General features: G+C 60.3%; 9 protein-coding genes. 7 read left to right on the top strand and 2 right to left on the bottom strand.

Translation table 11 applies throughout. The features are described 5' to 3' along the window. Positions 1–82 precede the first annotated feature (82 nt). A complete protein-coding gene (locus BLR20_RS15540; protein WP_054994352.1) occupies positions 83–6199 on the bottom strand; it encodes a membrane-targeted effector domain-containing toxin in 6117 nt (2038 codons plus the stop codon). Between the two features lie 303 nt (positions 6200–6502). Here BLR20_RS15540 and BLR20_RS15535 point away from each other — a divergent pair, with 303 nt between their 5' ends. Genes BLR20_RS15535 through BLR20_RS15505 form a run of 7 tightly spaced genes read left to right on the top strand, consistent with a single transcriptional unit; the run spans position 6503 to position 14627 of the window. After that, positions 6503–8260, top strand: coding sequence for a carbamoyltransferase family protein (locus BLR20_RS15535; RefSeq protein WP_054994353.1), 1758 nt, complete (start codon positions 6503–6505; stop codon positions 8258–8260). Beyond that, entirely contained in the window at positions 8244–9374 is a 1131-nt protein-coding gene (locus BLR20_RS15530; RefSeq protein ID WP_054994354.1) for a glycosyltransferase, read from the top strand. The genes BLR20_RS15535 and BLR20_RS15530 overlap by 17 nt, the downstream gene beginning before the upstream one ends. After that, entirely contained in the window at positions 9374–10270 is an 897-nt protein-coding gene (locus tag BLR20_RS15525) for an antimicrobial resistance protein Mig-14 (RefSeq protein WP_054994355.1), read from the top strand. Before BLR20_RS15530 ends, BLR20_RS15525 begins: the two co-directional genes overlap by 1 nt. After that, on the top strand, positions 10267–11676 hold the full coding sequence (locus BLR20_RS15520) for a PIG-L family deacetylase (RefSeq protein ID WP_010440164.1): 1410 nt from the start codon (positions 10267–10269) through the stop codon (positions 11674–11676). The genes BLR20_RS15525 and BLR20_RS15520 overlap by 4 nt, the downstream gene beginning before the upstream one ends. A gap of 30 nt (positions 11677–11706) precedes the next feature. Continuing rightward, on the top strand, positions 11707–12663 hold the full coding sequence (locus BLR20_RS15515) for a glycosyltransferase family protein (RefSeq protein ID WP_032615449.1): 957 nt from the start codon (positions 11707–11709) through the stop codon (positions 12661–12663). 31 nt (positions 12664–12694) lie between these two features. After that, on the top strand, positions 12695–13468 hold the full coding sequence (locus BLR20_RS15510) for a glycosyltransferase family 2 protein (protein WP_054994356.1): 774 nt from the start codon (positions 12695–12697) through the stop codon (positions 13466–13468). Next, entirely contained in the window at positions 13458–14627 is a 1170-nt protein-coding gene (locus BLR20_RS15505; protein ID WP_054994357.1) for a hypothetical protein, read from the top strand. The genes BLR20_RS15510 and BLR20_RS15505 overlap by 11 nt, the downstream gene beginning before the upstream one ends. A 46-nt stretch (positions 14628–14673) precedes the next feature. On the opposite strand, the gene BLR20_RS15500 is transcribed toward BLR20_RS15505, so the two are convergent. Continuing rightward, positions 14674–15312, bottom strand: a complete 639-nt coding sequence (locus BLR20_RS15500) for a BUD32 family EKC/KEOPS complex subunit (RefSeq protein WP_054994358.1) — start codon at positions 15310–15312, stop codon at positions 14674–14676. Positions 15313–15367: the final 55 nt, after the last annotated feature.

The following is a 15367-nucleotide window of genomic DNA, read 5'->3' as shown; positions in this document are numbered from 1 at the left end:
ATCGCTCATCGGTAGGTGCAGACTCTCGTCATTCGGTTCTGGACGCTCTACGTTCTCTGTGTGACGCAGAGCGTCCGCATCCTCAGGTAGCGCGTTTGAGGTTCATCGCTTCGAGTGCCGCCACCAGTGCATCGATGTCGTCGAAGGGCTTGAGGTGGATACTCGGCCAGCGCAGACGTTCGATGTACAGCTTGCCTTCGGCATTGCGCAGCACCGGTGTGTGGTGAATCCAGGTGTCGCGTGCGCGATGGACGATGGTTTGCAGGTCGCCTTCACCCTCCTGTAACAAAAACATTCCCGGCCTGGAGAGGCGTTTCTCGGTGCTCGGCAGCCTGGCTGACTGTGCACGCAGCACTTCCATCTCCACCCGATAATCAGCTTTGATGTAGACCTTTTTAGTCGCTATGCGACCCGAGACGAGCTCCCCCGGATCCAGCGTTATGCCCTTCGAATGCCCCGGAGCCACATCGACGACCCGCAGGCCGATCCCGCCTTCCAGTTCGGCAATACCGGGCACGACGCCCTGGTAGGTATTGGAATGGCTGTTGCCGACCAGCGCTATCCACTTGTGTGACCCCATTACGTCCTGATGCCTGCGGATTGTGCGCGAGGCAAAGTAATTCATCATTTGCTGGCGGGTAAGGGGCTCTTCCTCGGCGAGGCCTTTGAGGTGGTAACTGCTTGCGCAATCGATGGCGCGAATCTCCAGACCCTGCTGCCGCGCCCTGATGATCAGCCGTTCGAAGGTGTAGACCCCGTCCGGATCGGTGTGATGCCCGCGGTCCAGGGTTTTCAGGTCATGCAGCAGGGTTTTGCTCATCTGCCCCGTTTCGAGGAAACGATCCAGGTCTGCCTGATGCAGATCGCTCAACAGGTGCTCCATGTACAGCGTTTTGACGTTCTGCTGCGACAGCAACGGCAGGTTGTCGATAATCAGCTTTTTGCTGGCGATCGAAGAGTGTGACTCGCCAATAACCAGGCCTTCAGTATGGCGATACAGGGTCTCAAGCAATCCGGCGGTGCTTGTCTGAGGTTCGATGGCGGGTAACGTCGGGCGAGGCGGCAGTTGAGTTGCACTGATCCTGGCGGCGTCCTGTTGCAGATTCTTGCGCCGCAGGTCGAATGTATTGCGCACGGTATCGAGTTCGATGTCGTCAAAAAAATACTCCATATCGAGCCCCTTCTTTTCGAAGTTCGCCAGGCGATGCAGCGTTGTTCTGGTGTCCAGCGGCATTTCGTAGGTGGCATCGGTCAGCGATTGCTGGATGGCCGTCATTGCTCTGTCAGCGCTCCAGTCATCAGGTTCCACGCGCAGCCAGGTATCGTTTTCGTCAAGGACAAACCCGTACTCGCCCGCCCAGCGCTCTCCCTCGGTAATCGCGGCCGGGTCGCCCAGCTCGCGAATCAACAGGTTATCCAGAGCAGTGGCAGGGGGCAGCGGTCCGGCGGGCAGCGCCGGATCGGCAAACGCTATGGTGAAGTCGCAGTGGGTCGGCGTGTTTTCAGGCGCACCACTCGCGCCTTGCCTGATGCGGGTCGGTCGTCCGGCGGGGATGTCCTGAACATGCACACTGACTGCGCCCTGCATTTCAGCGATGCCGGGCACTTGATCGTGTGTGGTGGCAAGCTTCTGGTCGAGCAGTGCCACCCAGCGCCTGGCGGAGGCCGGCTCGATGTCCTGATTCATAACGTTGTGGCCGAAGAAATTGCTCATTTTCATGGCCGAGGTCGGGTCATCGGCAGCCGCCAGAACCGTATGGCCGATAAACGGATAGCTGATCGAGGAACTGAACGGGCGAACCTCGATACCGTAACGGTGGGCTGTCTTGATCAGGTGATAGTAATCGTATTCGCTGCTGGCGTTATTCAGGGCGCCACGATTGGTCTCTTGCAGGTAGTACTTGAGCTCACGAGAGCCTGAGCGACTCTTTTTGCCCAGTTGGCGATACCTGGCCAGCTTGCGAAGGTGTTTGTCGGTCAGCAGGTGCTCGATGTACAGCACCTCGACACGCTGCTCTGCGAGCAAGGGCATGTTGAGCAGCAGCAGACGCTTGCTGGCCACTGACTTCGGGGCCTCGCTGAACACCAGCCCGTTACTGTGGCTGAAGATGTGCTTGATGAGTGTGTCGACGCTGCCGGGCAGGCCATAGGCGGGCAGGTTCGGCCTGGGTAGCGGCGTGAAACCGGCAAAAAAAGCCAGGGCGTCTTGATAGAGTTTTTCCCGGCGCGCGGTGAAGGTCTGGCGCACCTCGGTGAAATACGTTTCGAAATAGACTTCCAGGCCTGCGCCGGTCGGATCGAAGACTTCCTTGTTGATGACGATGTCCAGGTGCGCACGCATGTCGCCCGGCATCTCGTAGTCGCCCAAGGTGTTCAGCGAGCTGGCGCTGGCTTCCTCAGGCAGCGGTCGATAAGTGCCCGGAGCGTCAAGCCCGCCGCCGCGCAGGCGCTGCCGTTCGACGAGCAGCCACTGGTCCTGATCATTCAGGCGAACCGGCTGTTTGCCGAAGAAGGCGAACGGATTGGCCGGGTCGATGATCTGCCAGTAACGCAAGTGTGCGTCGTACTGAACTTCAAAGGCCCGGTCTGACAGCTGGATGTAGTGTTTTCCATTGATCGCCTGCACGCCTTTTGCGTGACCATCGGCGATGCGTGGCACGTTATCCAGCGAAATGTCGACGGCCAGATCGATGCGCAAACCCGATGGCACGCGCTTCGCGGCCGGTGGCAGCGGGAAAAGCGGCTGCCAGGCGCCACCTGTCTCTCGTGCAGCGAACTGACCGGTTGCCAGCGGTGGTGCCGAGGCGACATGGGACGCCTGGAAAACCGCAGCATGCCCGTGGACATTGGGCTTGCCGAGCAGGAATACCTGCTCTTGCAGCTCTACCGGGTACAGATCCTCGTAACGTGGCAGCGAAGGCTGGCGCTGGAGCGAGCGCAGCACCGGGGTCGAATGCTGACTGTTCTCAAGCTGATGCAAAACGCCCAGTCCTTTCAGACCCACCAGCAAATCGCTGCCTGCACCGAGGCCGTTGAGCAGTGCCGACAGCATGTAGCTCGTGGCGCGCTCCCGGTCGCCCGCGCTCAGCGCGGCCAGTGCCTGACTGCTGTCATGCAATGAAATCAGGCTGCCCACCGCAAAGCTTGCCGGCGGGAAGGGCAGGGTCAGGGCCGTGGCAATGATTTCGACACTGACCCAGATCAGCTTGGCCAGCATGTCGTGGCGGCCGGTGGTGGTTTCTTCCACATCACGCAACCGGCGCTCCAGTGGCCGGTTGAAACAGGTATCGGCAAAGTCTGAAATGAATGCCCTGGGGATGACCGGAGGCTTGTTGGCGTTGCCCCTCTGCATGTCCCGCAGGAAGAACGACAGGGTCCGGCGGGCCTTGATGCGGCAGCGATCCTTGTAGTAATCGATCATCCCTTCGCTGTTCAGCGAGTTTACGAAGTCGCTGAACAGACGGAATTCGATACCGTCAGGTGCCTGCGGCGTATAAAGCAGCGCGGCGTGACGGATCTGTGTCGGCAAAATGATCAGGCAGCCCTGAACGGTTTCGATGTGAGTCAACAGCGGACTGGGGATAACCAGTTGATCGACATCGGTCAGTCCCGAGGCGATCAGGGGTTTGTCCACATGTACTTGCAGGGGGTAAAGGGGATATTGCTCGCGTGAAGCCAAATCGCTCAGGTGCGCGTTATCCAGTGATTGCTTGAGCCAGACATACTGCGCGGCTTCGACATGACCTTTCAGAAGACTGCGCAGTGCAGCTGCCTTCATCTGCAGTTGGGTGATCATCACGCTGCACTGGCGACGGTAGGCGTAGCCATCGTTTTCGCTGTTCAGCAGGGTGTTTCTGATCAGCGCAATGTACTCGTCCGCCAGCCACTGGCCGCGCACCGAGCCAGCGACAGCAGCAGGTGACAATGCGCTCAGGTCGATACCCGGCGGGCCGCTGAACGTGGCGTCGGTGGCTGCTGAAGTCCTCAAGGGATCGATACTGTCGTCGTAGCCTTTGAGCAGCATGTCGGTGTAGGTCAGCGTTTCGCGTTCGCTGGTTATCACGACCAGATCGGGGTCTACCGTACCTGCAGGCACGCCCAGCAGTTTGCCTATCTGTTGGCTGGCACGCTGGTGCAGGTAGTCCTTGAACGATTGAACGCCGGTGTGCGGTTGGGCCTTATAGTTGCCGAGCGCGCCATCAATGGCGTGTTCAAGGGCCATTAGTTCCCGGCGTTGGGCGCGGCTGGCGCGCAGGTACCAGTCCGGAGTATGGCGCGCCTGCTCGGAGAGCAATACGCGGGTCTGCTCGTCGGTAAAGCTGCGCAACGCCGTCTCGCAGTCGGGGTGATCGATGAATTGCAGAAAGTTCTTTGCGGGCTGCGGTTTCTCGCGCAGGGCCGCCAGTTGCGCGGCCAGTTCCGGGCGGGCAGCGACCTCTACCTGATCGAGCAGCCAGGCCGTCATTACGGGCGATGCGGTCCAGCCGATCAGCTCATGCAGCAGGTGGGTCTCGGTGTCGAAGGCCTTGAAATACTGCTGCCCAGGCGCCTCGACGGCGACCATGACTAGCCGCTGCGCCCGGACTTGAGCGTCCTGCTTGCGAAACACCAGCAATCTGGCCATCACGTTGCGGTCATTCAGTTTGATCTGCTGCACACGCAACGTGGGATCAGGCGCATCCGCTGCCTTGTTGGTCAGCGCTGCGACAATGGCAAAATCATCGGGCTGGATATGCCCCTGCATCTTCGCCGCCCAGCCGAGCGTGGTCAGTCGGGTTCGCGCCAGTGCGCGCAGCATCTGTTGGTTGTGTTCCTGTTGGTAGGCGTCGCGCTGAAACGTGCCAAACACCGCGCGCAGATCGAGTTCGTCAATCACACGGGCAAGGTAGGCCGGGCTCAAGGCCGAATAGGCTGCATCCAGCGGCTGGCCATCGAGGGTGATGAGCGTCTGCTCGAGGAAGTCCGAGCCCGCTGTCTCGTCACCTGGATGCAGGCCATAGAGTGCCAGTTCGGTCAGCGGCAGCGTCACGCGATAGGTCTCGCTCGTCGATGGCAGCGTGCGCCGGGTGTCGATGATCAAGGCCCGAGGGTCCAGATCGTGGCCCAGGTCATTGGCCAGGCGCGTGCGCAACTGCATGTCGGCAAACCGCTCCGGCGACGCCGCGCTGCCCAGTACGCTGAGCATTGCTGCATGCGCCGCGTCGTAGTGTTGCAGGTGCAGGGCATAGGTCTGCAGGTCAGCCGCGCTGGCGATCTTCATCCATTCGGGCAAGTCCCGCTGATACTGACGTTGTCTGTTGGTCAGTTCACGCAGCTCGAGCATGGCGGCCGGGCCCAGCAGGCCAGGCATGTCGATGGCTTGCTGGATCAGCGACTGACGCTTGAGCCGATCCGCCATGCCGGGCTGTTCGCAGGCGTAACGGATGTCGTTGCGCTGTTTGTTCAGCAACCGGTCGAACGCGTGAATGAACGGTGCCGTGGTGACGGGCTGCAAGTGCACGTCGGCAGCCGTGAAGGGTTCCAGATACAGGTCGGCGTCCTGCAGTATCTCGGCCAGCCGGTCCTGATGCTGTCGTTCCGCGTTGCTGAGCAGCGCATCGCGCAGCCCGGGTGTGTTGAGCCACTGCGCAAGGCTTGTGATCATCATGGCCTGTGTGGCAAAGCCGGTGATTCCGAGCCCCGGCAGCATCAATAACGTGCGCCCCTGACCCTCGGAAATCACCAGCACACCGGCCATTTCAATCTGTTCGTCGTCGTGCAGTTGCACCCGTACCGTAGAGCAGGCAAGCGCGGAGTCTTGTGCCTGATCGGGTGACTCGGGCAGACAGGCCAGGTAGCCACTGTCGAGATCGCGCTCGTGAATCCTGACGCGGGCTTCGTCGTGCAGGGCCCGTTGTAACGCCGCTACGAGTCGATCCCGGCGGCTTTCACCGGTTTCGCCCGGGGCGCTCCAGTAGTCGTCGATCTGTTGCAACAGGCTGAAGATTTCCAGTTCGCGCTCGGACACGTCGGTGCCTTCGAGGGCGCTCAGCAAGGCTTCGCCAGGTCGGGGTAACGCGTCCAGTTCCCTGGCCAGAAGGGTGCGCAGTTCATCGAGCCTTTTCAGTGACGCGGACGCGCCAGGCCAGGTATCGACGGGCGTCACCGGTACAGGGGTCAGGGTTGAAAGGTTGAAATTCAGAGGGGGTGTTTGCGTCATGACAGGCTTTCCATTGCGTTAGGCGCTGAGGGTTTGATCAACGGCCTCGGGGGGCTGTGACTGAAGGCCTCAATTAATCAGACGCAACCAGCCGCGACGTTATAGATAAATATGGGGTGTGACGAAAAAGACGTTTCGTACACCGTCTGGCGGGCGGCCTTCAGTGACATTTCAGCGCGTCGAGCCAATCCGTGGTCATTACGCTATAATCCCGCCCTTTAGCTGCCCTCAGCCCGCTGTGCGGGGGCACACCTTTTCTCGGGCGCCCTGCGCCTGCATGCAGACTAAAGAGGCTAGACACTAGTGGCATTGACGATCCTTGGCCTGTCCGGCGCCCTTAGCCATGATCCTTCCGCAGCGCTTTATATCGACGGCAAGCTGATAGCAGCGGCCGAAGAAGAGCGCTTCGTTCGTGATAAGCACGCAAAGAACCGCATGCCCTACGAGTCGGCGAAGTTCTGTCTGGAACAGGCAGGCATCAAGCCTTCGGACGTCGACGTGGTCGCGATTCCGTTCGCCCCGATCAGCCTGTTCGGCAAGGCCCGCTGGCATTACGCCAAGCGTTACTGGTACGCGCCGGATCGCGCCCTCGATGCGCTGCTGATGGGCAATCGCCGTTACAAGCGCTACCGCAACAAGATCGTCTGGTGCCTAGAGCAACTGGGCTTCGATCCGAAAAAGATCAAGATCGAGCCGGTCGAGCACCACTTGGCCCACGCTTCCAGCGCTTACCACTGCTCCGGTTTCACCGAGAAAACCGCGATCATGGGTATCGACGGCAAGGGTGAGTACGCCACGACCTTCTTCGGCTATGGCGAAAACGGCAAGATCCACAAGATCAAGGAATTCTTCGATCCGGACTCGTTGGGCGGCCTGTACGGCGCGATTACCGAATTCCTCGGTTTCGAGATGCTCGACGGCGAATTCAAGGTCATGGGCATGGCGCCGTACGGCGATGCCAGCAAGTATGACTTTTCGCGTCTGGCGGCCTTCGAGAATGGCGAGCTGATCATCAATACCGAGCTGGCCAACGTCATCGGCCTGCGTCGCTATAAAGAGAACGGCAAGGGCTTCTACTTCTCGCCGAAGCTGATCGAATGGCTCGGCCCGAAACGCGTTGGCGACGTGGCCGACGAGCCCTACATTCACTACGCCGCAAGCATGCAGGCGCTGTTCGAAAAGCTCGCGCTGCAGATGATGGATCACTACCTGGGTGACATTCTCAAGGAAACCGGAAAGATCGCTTTCGCCGGTGGCTGTGCGCTGAACGTCAAACTGAACCAGCGCATCATCGCCCGCCCTGAAGTCAAAGAGTTGTTCGTGCAGCCTGCGTCCGGCGATGCCGGTACGGCGGTGGGCGCTGCGGCCTATGTATCGCACGCCCGCGGTGTGCCGGTCGAGAAGATGGAACACGTCTACCTCGGCCCTGCGTACAGCAACGAAGACGTGATTGCAGCCTGTGCCCGTCACCCGAGCAAGCCGGTCTGGCGCCAGATCGACAACACGCCGGAGCGGATTGCCGAGATCATGGTCAAGGGCAACCCCGTTGCCTGGTTCCAGGGGCGCATGGAGTTCGGTCCGCGCGCGCTGGGCGGTCGTTCCATCATCGGTTGCCCGAGCGTCACCGGCGTGGCCGACCGCATCAACCATCAGATCAAGTTCCGCGAGCGCTGGAGGCCTTTCTGCCCGTCGATGCTCGACACCGTCGCCCCGCAGATGATCAAGATCGATCACCCGGCGCCGTTCATGACCTTCACCTTCGAAGTGGCCGAGGAGTGGAAAACCCGCGTTCCGGAAGTCGTCCATGAAGACGGCACCTCCCGTGCTCAGGTGCTCAAGCGCGAATACAACCCGCGTTACTACGACATGATGAAAGCGCTGGAAAACCTGACCGGCAATGGCGTGTCCCTGAATACCTCGCTGAACCGCCGTGGCGAACCGATGATCTGCTCGCCGACCGATGCGCTGAACATGTTCTTCGGCTCGGATCTCGAGTACCTGATCATGGAAGACATCCTGGTGGTAAAAGAGGGCGTCGAGGCTTATGACACGCTCGGTTGAACGTCACGTACTGCAATTCTGTCACGGCTATGACGGGCCGTTTCTGGACTGCGCACGGCAATACGCCAGCCTGTTCGCCGGCAAGGGCTACCGGGTAACGACGGTGTTTCTGACCGGCGCCGCCGACCCGGAAGTCGTCGCCGACTGCGGTTCGGACGAAGTGCTGTTCATGGAGTACAGCTCCAGTGCCATTCGTGGCTTGAAGCTGGGCGCCATCCGTGACCTGCGCAGGATCGCGGCGACGCGCTCGTTCAGCTTTTGCATTGCGCACCGCTTCAAGCCGGTGTACATCGCCCTACTGGCGACGAAGTTGCCGGTGATCGGTGTGCACCATGCGTTCGGCGATTACCGCCGGCGCAGTCGCAAGCTGTTCGCCAACCTGTTTCGCAAGCGCCTGAGCCTGCTCGGTGTTTCCGACGCGGTTCGCGACGACATGCGCAGCAGCCTGCCCAAATGGCCGGCCGAGCGCATTCAGACCCTGTACAACCGGATCGATGTCGAGCAACTGCAGGGCAGTCAGTTTTCCGCTGAAGGCGCCCGCGCAGAGCTGGGCCTGTCGGCGTCGGCCTGGATCGTCGCCAATGTGGGACGTCTGCATCCCGACAAGGATCAGGCCACGCTGTTGCGCGGTTTTGCCGAAGCGCTGCCCGATCTTCCGGATAACAGCCAACTGGTGATTCTCGGCAAGGGTCGCCTGGAAGAAAACCTCAAGGCGCTGGCGCTGGAGCTGGGCATCGGCCCGCAGGTGCTTTTCCTCGGGCAAGTGCCTGAGGCGCGGCGCTACTTCAAGGCCTTCGATGTGTTCGCCTTGAGCTCGGACCATGAACCGTTCGGCATGGTCCTGCTGGAAGCGATGGTCGCCGGTGTACCGCTGGTTGCAACCTCATGCGGCGGCGCTAAGGAAGTGGTCGAAGACGTTGGCCTGCTGTTCCCGCTCGGTGACGTGCATAGCCTGGCACACGGCCTGGTGCACATGGCCGGCCTGGATGCCGAACAACGTCAGGACTGTGCCGAGCGCATGCTGTTGCGCTTGCGCGAACGCTTCTCCGATCACGCGGTACGTAATGTCTTCTGGCGTCTGCCACAAGTCTCCAGCCTGACAGCGGGGGCCTGATGCTCAATCGATTCAAGGGCTGGCGCGAGCGTGGCTGGGTGCAGATCGATGCGGCTGCCTACGAGCAGGCCTGGCAGCGGTTTGGCGGCAGCGTCGCCACTCATCCGCTGGTGGTCGCGCGTCTGTCTGCCTTTTCCGGCATCGCTGTGCGTTATCTGGCCTGGGAGCAGGGCGGTGAAGTCAAGGCGGCGATTGCCACCTGGGGGCGCTCGCTGGCGCTGTCCAAGGACGAACTCAAGCGTCACGGCAAGAAAGGGCTGTTCGATCTGGGTAATGCCGAGCTGATTCTGCCGGTGGCCGACGATATCGAGGTGCCGGTCCGGCATCGTGCCCGCTATGTGTCCTCGCTCAACGAAGGCCGCATCAGTACCTTCAAGCCACAGACCGAATCCCTGGCGATGGCGCGCACGCCTGAAGAACTGTCCAAGAAGTTTCGTTACAACCAGCGTCGTGAGCTTCGTTTGCTGGAGGAGGCCGGCGGTACGGTAAGGCCTGTCAGCGAGTTCAGCAGCGCCGAACTGGCGAGTATGTACTGCGATCTGTTTCAGCGTCGCTGGGGCTTCGAAGCGACCGGCGCCCGGCACAAGGCCGAGGTCATCGAGCTGTTGCGCGAGCTGCTGATCGGTTCGGTGGTGTTTCTCAACGATGCGCCGATTGCCATTCAACTGGTGTATCGCGTCGAAGCGCCGCAGTGGGTCAGCATCGAGTACGTCAACGGCGGTGTTGATCCGGAAACCCGTGATTTCAGTCCGGGCAGCGTGCTGAGCTTCGTCAATACCCAGTCCGCCTGGGAGAACGCCCGCGCACTGGGCAAATCACTGCGTTTTTCCTTCGGTCGTGCCGACCGCGAGTACAAGGACCGATGGTGCAACCCCGTTCCGGTGTTCCAGATTTGAGTCGCAAGCAGCAATTGCTCAAGCGCCATCGCCGTAACAAGCGGCTGGCGTTGCTGGGTGGGCTGCTCCTGTTGATTGCTGTTGGCGTGCTGGTGGCCTGGTGGCTGGCCCCGGTGCTGGCCGTTTGCGCATGGGTCGCTCATGAGGCCTGGTTCGCCGATCATCTGTTCTATTCACCGTCTGACGACTACCAGTACAACTTTGCTGCCGACAGCGAAGTGCCGGGTGTCCGCCTCGACGATGGCACGCTGCTGATCGACCCCGCTGTGCAACTGAATGGCGACGAAACGCTGATACTGGCGCTGACGGTCAAAAGCACCTGGCTCGGACGTTTTCTCGATCCGGTGGTCGAGCTGCAAGGTCAGGGCATGAACGACCGGCAGGCGTTCGAGCGCGGCGTCTGCGGTGTGCGTTATCTGAACCTGACCGGGCTTGCCGAGCCGCTGGCCGCAGGTGTGCTGAAACTGCGCGGGCGTTGCTGCCGTCTTGCCGGTACGCCACGGCTCTGGCTGTTTCGCCAGCCGGATGCGCGAAAACAGCGTGTCATGGTCATCGCACCGCACGCCGATGATGCCGAGCTGGCCGCGTTCGGGCTTTATAGCCAGGCCGAGGAGGCGTGGATCATCACGCTGACCGCCGGTGAGATCGAGGCCGAGCATTATCGGCAGATGGGCATGGAGCGTGCCGAAGCCGCACGCATGAAAGGCCGCTTGCGGGCCTGGGACAGTATCGCCGTGGCGCGATGGGGCGGGGTGCCCGAGTCGCAGTGTGTGCAACTGGGCTATTTCTGCCTGCAACTGCCCGCCATGCAGGCTGCGCCGGATACGCCAGTGGGCTCGCGGGAGGCGGATCTGACCGATACCCGCCTGTTCCGCCAGTTCAATACCCTGCCATTGCCCGGCGACAACGGTCAGCCGACCTGGAATAACCTGCTCGCCGACCTGCGCGCGCTGATTCTCAAAGCCAGGCCGCAGGTTGTGGTGATGCCGCATCCTGCCATCGACCCCCATCCCGATCACATCTGCGCCCAGGCTGCAGTGCGCGAAGCCTTGCTCGGGCTCGAATGGCAGCCGGACGTGGTGCTCGGCTATGCCAACCACTTGCACGACAACGACCGCTGGCCGATGGGCGATGCCTACAGCGGCATTAGCCTGCCACCGGTATTCGATGCCGCGTTGCCGCTGGTGCCGTACAGCCTTCAATTGTCGGTTGCCGCGCAACGTGACAAGGCCATGGCACTGGGCATGATGCATGACCTGCTGCCGCCGATGCCGTTCAAGCGCCGTGTGCGCCGTGCGCTGCAGCGTATTCTGGCCGGTCGTCACTGGCCGGCCGAGGGCGAAAACGAATTCTTCCGCAAGGCGGTGCGACGACACGAGTTGTTCTGGTGCAGCCGTGATCTCTGATTCAGCAGGCGCAGTACTGCAAGGAAAACCATGAAAGTTCTACTGCTGGTCCAGAAAGAGCAGCGTGCGATTCTGGACCGTCTCTACGACGGCATCGCCGCACATTGTGAATGCGAAGTGCGCTGGCTGAGCTCTGTGGAGCAACGAAACCTGCGTGGCTATTTCCGTCGAGAGGTGGACGTCAGCCGCTATGACCGGATCGTGTTTTTCCTGCGTTTCAAGCAGGAAGTGCGTCAGGTCGGGTTCATCCGCACGATTCCCAATCTGGTCATCCTCGAACACGATGCCTACCAGAACTACATCCCGTGCAAATACACCGGCAAGTTCAGCGCGCACTACCGCAAGCTGCCCTGGGCGCGGGTGATCTGTTCGGGGTTCATGGTCAGCGAGCGTCTGCGTCAGGAAGGTTTCGACGCCGTGTTCGTGCCCAAGGGCTATGACCAGAGCCTGTTGCAGTTGCAGTCACGCGAGCGTGACATCGAACTGGCCTTCGTGGGCAGCACCAACAGCGTTGCCTACAGCGGTCGCAAGGCGTTGCTGGACGAGTTGGGTCAGGTCGAGAATCTGCTCGTCACGCGAACCAAGTCCGGCGAAGAGTATTGCGACACCCTGAACCGCATCCGTTTTTTCGTCAGTGCCGACGTGGGCATGGGCGAGTACATGATCAAGAATTTCGAGGCCATGGCGTGCGGCTGCGTGCTGCTTGCCTTCGATCAGGGTGCTGAAGAAAACCGCGCGCTGGGCTTTGTCGACATGCACAACATCGTGCTCTATCGCGATATTCCCGAGCTTCGCGAAAAGCTGGCGAAATTGCGCGATAACGTCACACTGGCCAGTGAAATATCCTGTAATGGGCAGACTTTGGTCGAGGAACGCTTTACATTCCATGCCCTTGGAAAAGCCATCGTGGACGCCATGCATGCGCCACTGCGCAGCATGCCGGCGGCGAGCTGGATCGATCGCCTGCGGTCACGATTGGGATGGTAGGGAATTATGAATATTCAATGATTGGGAACGAATGATGGTATTCAGCGAAAACAGCGACATTACGCTGGTCGTCACCAGTTGTGGTCGATTCGACCTGTTGAAGCGCACCCTGGAAACGTTCGACCATTTCAACACTGCGCCCATACGCCACGTGCTGATTACCGAAGACTCCGGCGATGACCGGGTTCAGGCCTGCATTCCCGAACACTGGCACCCGCATACGCGCTTTATCATCAACAACCCCAAGCTGGGGCAGATGCGCTCTGTCGATGCGGCCTATTCGCTGATCGAAACGTCCTGGGTGTTCCATTGCGAAGACGACTGGGATTTCTACCGTCCGCACTTCATCGAAGAGTCGATGACGCTGCTGGAACACGACCCCCAGGCCTTGCAGGTCTGGTTGCGCAGCTACAATCACGATCTGCGCATTCACAGCCCTTACGTTTACCTGAACGAGCGTGAAGTGGTAGAAGGCATCCCGTTTTACAAACTGGGCTCGCACAAGCCGGAATGGCAGGGTTTTTCCTTCAATCCCGGGCTGCGTCGCCTGGCTGATTACCAGCAGCATGCGCCTTATGCCGGGCACGGTGGCGAGAAGAAACTTTCACAATTATTCGCTGCGCAAAACCGTTACGCTCTGATTCTGGAAAATGATGCCGTGTTGCACACCGGGTTTGGTGAGCACGTGGAGGTGCCGCAGGAGCGGCTTGACAAACAGCGTCGCAAACGTCGGGATCGCGTCAAGCTGCTCGTCGCTGTGCTCGCTGGCCTAATAGCAGGTTGGTTGCTTAATAATGTCAGTTGACCCGATAAGAGTACCCGGCAGCAAAGTACAGCAGTACTTCACGGCTGCCATCGTCATCTTCCTGCTGAGTTTCATCCTCAACCCTTCGGCCAAGATCACCAACAATCTGTTTTACGCATTAACGGCGCTGCCGGGATTTTTCTTCCTGATCAAGTACCGCGGTGCTGGCGTGTTTGCCAAGCCCCTGGGTATTGCGTGGGCGGTGTTCATGGCGTGCTTTCTGGTCCCTGCGTTACAGGCGCAGGAGTTCCAGTATTACAAGCACATCATCTACGTCAGTCTGTTTGTCTTTGTCGTGGCCGCGATTACCGATAGCGGTTTCTTCAGGCGCGGCGTATTCGTGCGCAGCATGTTCTGGGCGCTATGCCTGTACATCCTGCTCAGCAGCATTCGCAGCTGGGTGACCGGGCAGTTCGAGTTCGGCCAGCGTGTGGCGATTCTGCCGGGGCGAATGGAGAACGTGATCTACGCCAGTGCCTGGCTGGTCTGCAGCCTTGCGTTGGCCATGCCGTTGTGGGCAAGAGAGCGTCGCTGGATCGAGGCTGTCTGCGCCGTTCTCGTTACCCTGGTGATAACCGCCTTTGTCGTGCAGACGCGTACTGCGCTGGTGGGCTGCGCCGTTCTGTTTGCCGTCTGCACCGCCTACTCGCTGTACCGTTTTCCGCTGCGCACGATAGTGGCCTTGCTGGCGCTGGGCGTCGTGGCGGCGGCAGCCTTCTGGTTCGTCAAGGATGAGCAGTGGGTAGCCCTGCTGATGGTCAGGGGTGATTCCTACCGCATCGAGCTGTTTGAAATCATGACCGGTGAATGGCGTCGCTGTGGCTGGATGCTAGGCTGCGGTGTCGATTTCTACACGACCCAGACCCTGACGGGCGGGGTACCGATCCAGCACCCGCACAATATTTTCGTGTCGCTGGGGCTGTATACCGGCGCGGCATCGCTGGTGATGTTTCTGGTCGTGATGGCGATGACGCTGTGGGACGCCTTGCGCAACGGCGATGCCTGGGGGCTTTACCTGTTGTGCGCGCTGGTCATGCTCAACTTCGACGGCGCCCAGCTGGTCGGTAATCCAGATGAGCTCTGGGTGCTGGTGCTGTTACCTGCGACCATGGTGCTCGGGCGAGTGGTGCAGACGCATCGGCTCAGGCAGCAGCAATAGCATCAAAAAATGGCCGCTTCGAAAGCGGCCATTTTTATGGGGCGGGTTATTGGACAGCCTGAGCCAGTTCAGAGGTGTCGCAGAGGGTCTGAGCGCTCATGTAGCCATCGAGGAAAGCCGGGTTGCCGTTTTCCAGCAGCCATTGGCGGTCCTCCTGATAGCGCAGCATGTGCTTGAAATTGCGCAAGCGAAGGCTTTTGCGCAATGCACGGCGATAGGTTTTCATGTCGGCAATGTCAATCAGGCCGAGGCTGCCTTCCGGCGTAAGGATCACATTGCCAAGATGAGCCGAGCGAAAGTAGATGCCTTTTTCGTGCAAGCCGGCGATGAAGCTTCCCAGTTGCCTGCGCAGCTTGTCGTCGGCAATCGCACTGCCCAGCAGCTGGCGCAAGGTGTAGCCGGCCAGCGGGTCATAATGTACGGCATCGCGCTCGATCTCGGCGATGCGGCTTACCGTGAGTATCCGTGGGCAGGGAATGCTGCGTTCGGCCAGCGTTTCACAGTTGTCTGCGAAACGCTGCGCGTAGGGGTACCAGGCTGCGGAGCTGACTAGGCGTTTGCGCCGAAACAATTTCAGCATGGAGCCGTCACGCAGACGGAGTACCTTGTCGCCCGTGCCGTCGGCTTCAAGTACTTCGGCACCTTGAACCAGTTCAAGGTAATGGGCGTGGTCAAGCGCTTGCATCGATACTCCGGTTTTTACGCCCTTGGGAACGGACGAGCCGCCTATGTTACCGCAG

The sequence above is a fragment of the Pseudomonas congelans genome (genome assembly GCF_900103225.1).
Taxonomy (GTDB): domain Bacteria; phylum Pseudomonadota; class Gammaproteobacteria; order Pseudomonadales; family Pseudomonadaceae; genus Aquipseudomonas; species Aquipseudomonas congelans.
Note: the sequence above shows the minus strand (reverse complement) of the source record. Positions and strands in the feature narration are given on the sequence as shown.

Excerpts from the sequence above, each read along its gene's own strand:
- BLR20_RS15530 (WP_054994354.1), top strand. The coding sequence starts at position 8,244 with ATGACACGCTCGGTTGAACGTCACGTACTGCAATTCTGTCACGGCTAT.
- BLR20_RS15510 (WP_054994356.1), top strand. The coding sequence starts at position 12,695 with ATGATGGTATTCAGCGAAAACAGCGACATTACGCTGGTCGTCACCAGT.
- BLR20_RS15515 (WP_032615449.1), top strand. The coding sequence starts at position 11,707 with ATGAAAGTTCTACTGCTGGTCCAGAAAGAGCAGCGTGCGATTCTGGAC.
- BLR20_RS15500 (WP_054994358.1), bottom strand. The coding sequence starts at position 15,312 with ATGCAAGCGCTTGACCACGCCCATTACCTTGAACTGGTTCAAGGTGCC.
- BLR20_RS15525 (WP_054994355.1), top strand. The coding sequence starts at position 9,374 with ATGCTCAATCGATTCAAGGGCTGGCGCGAGCGTGGCTGGGTGCAGATC.
- BLR20_RS15540 (WP_054994352.1), bottom strand. The coding sequence starts at position 6,199 with ATGACGCAAACACCCCCTCTGAATTTCAACCTTTCAACCCTGACCCCT.
- BLR20_RS15505 (WP_054994357.1), top strand. The coding sequence starts at position 13,458 with ATGTCAGTTGACCCGATAAGAGTACCCGGCAGCAAAGTACAGCAGTAC.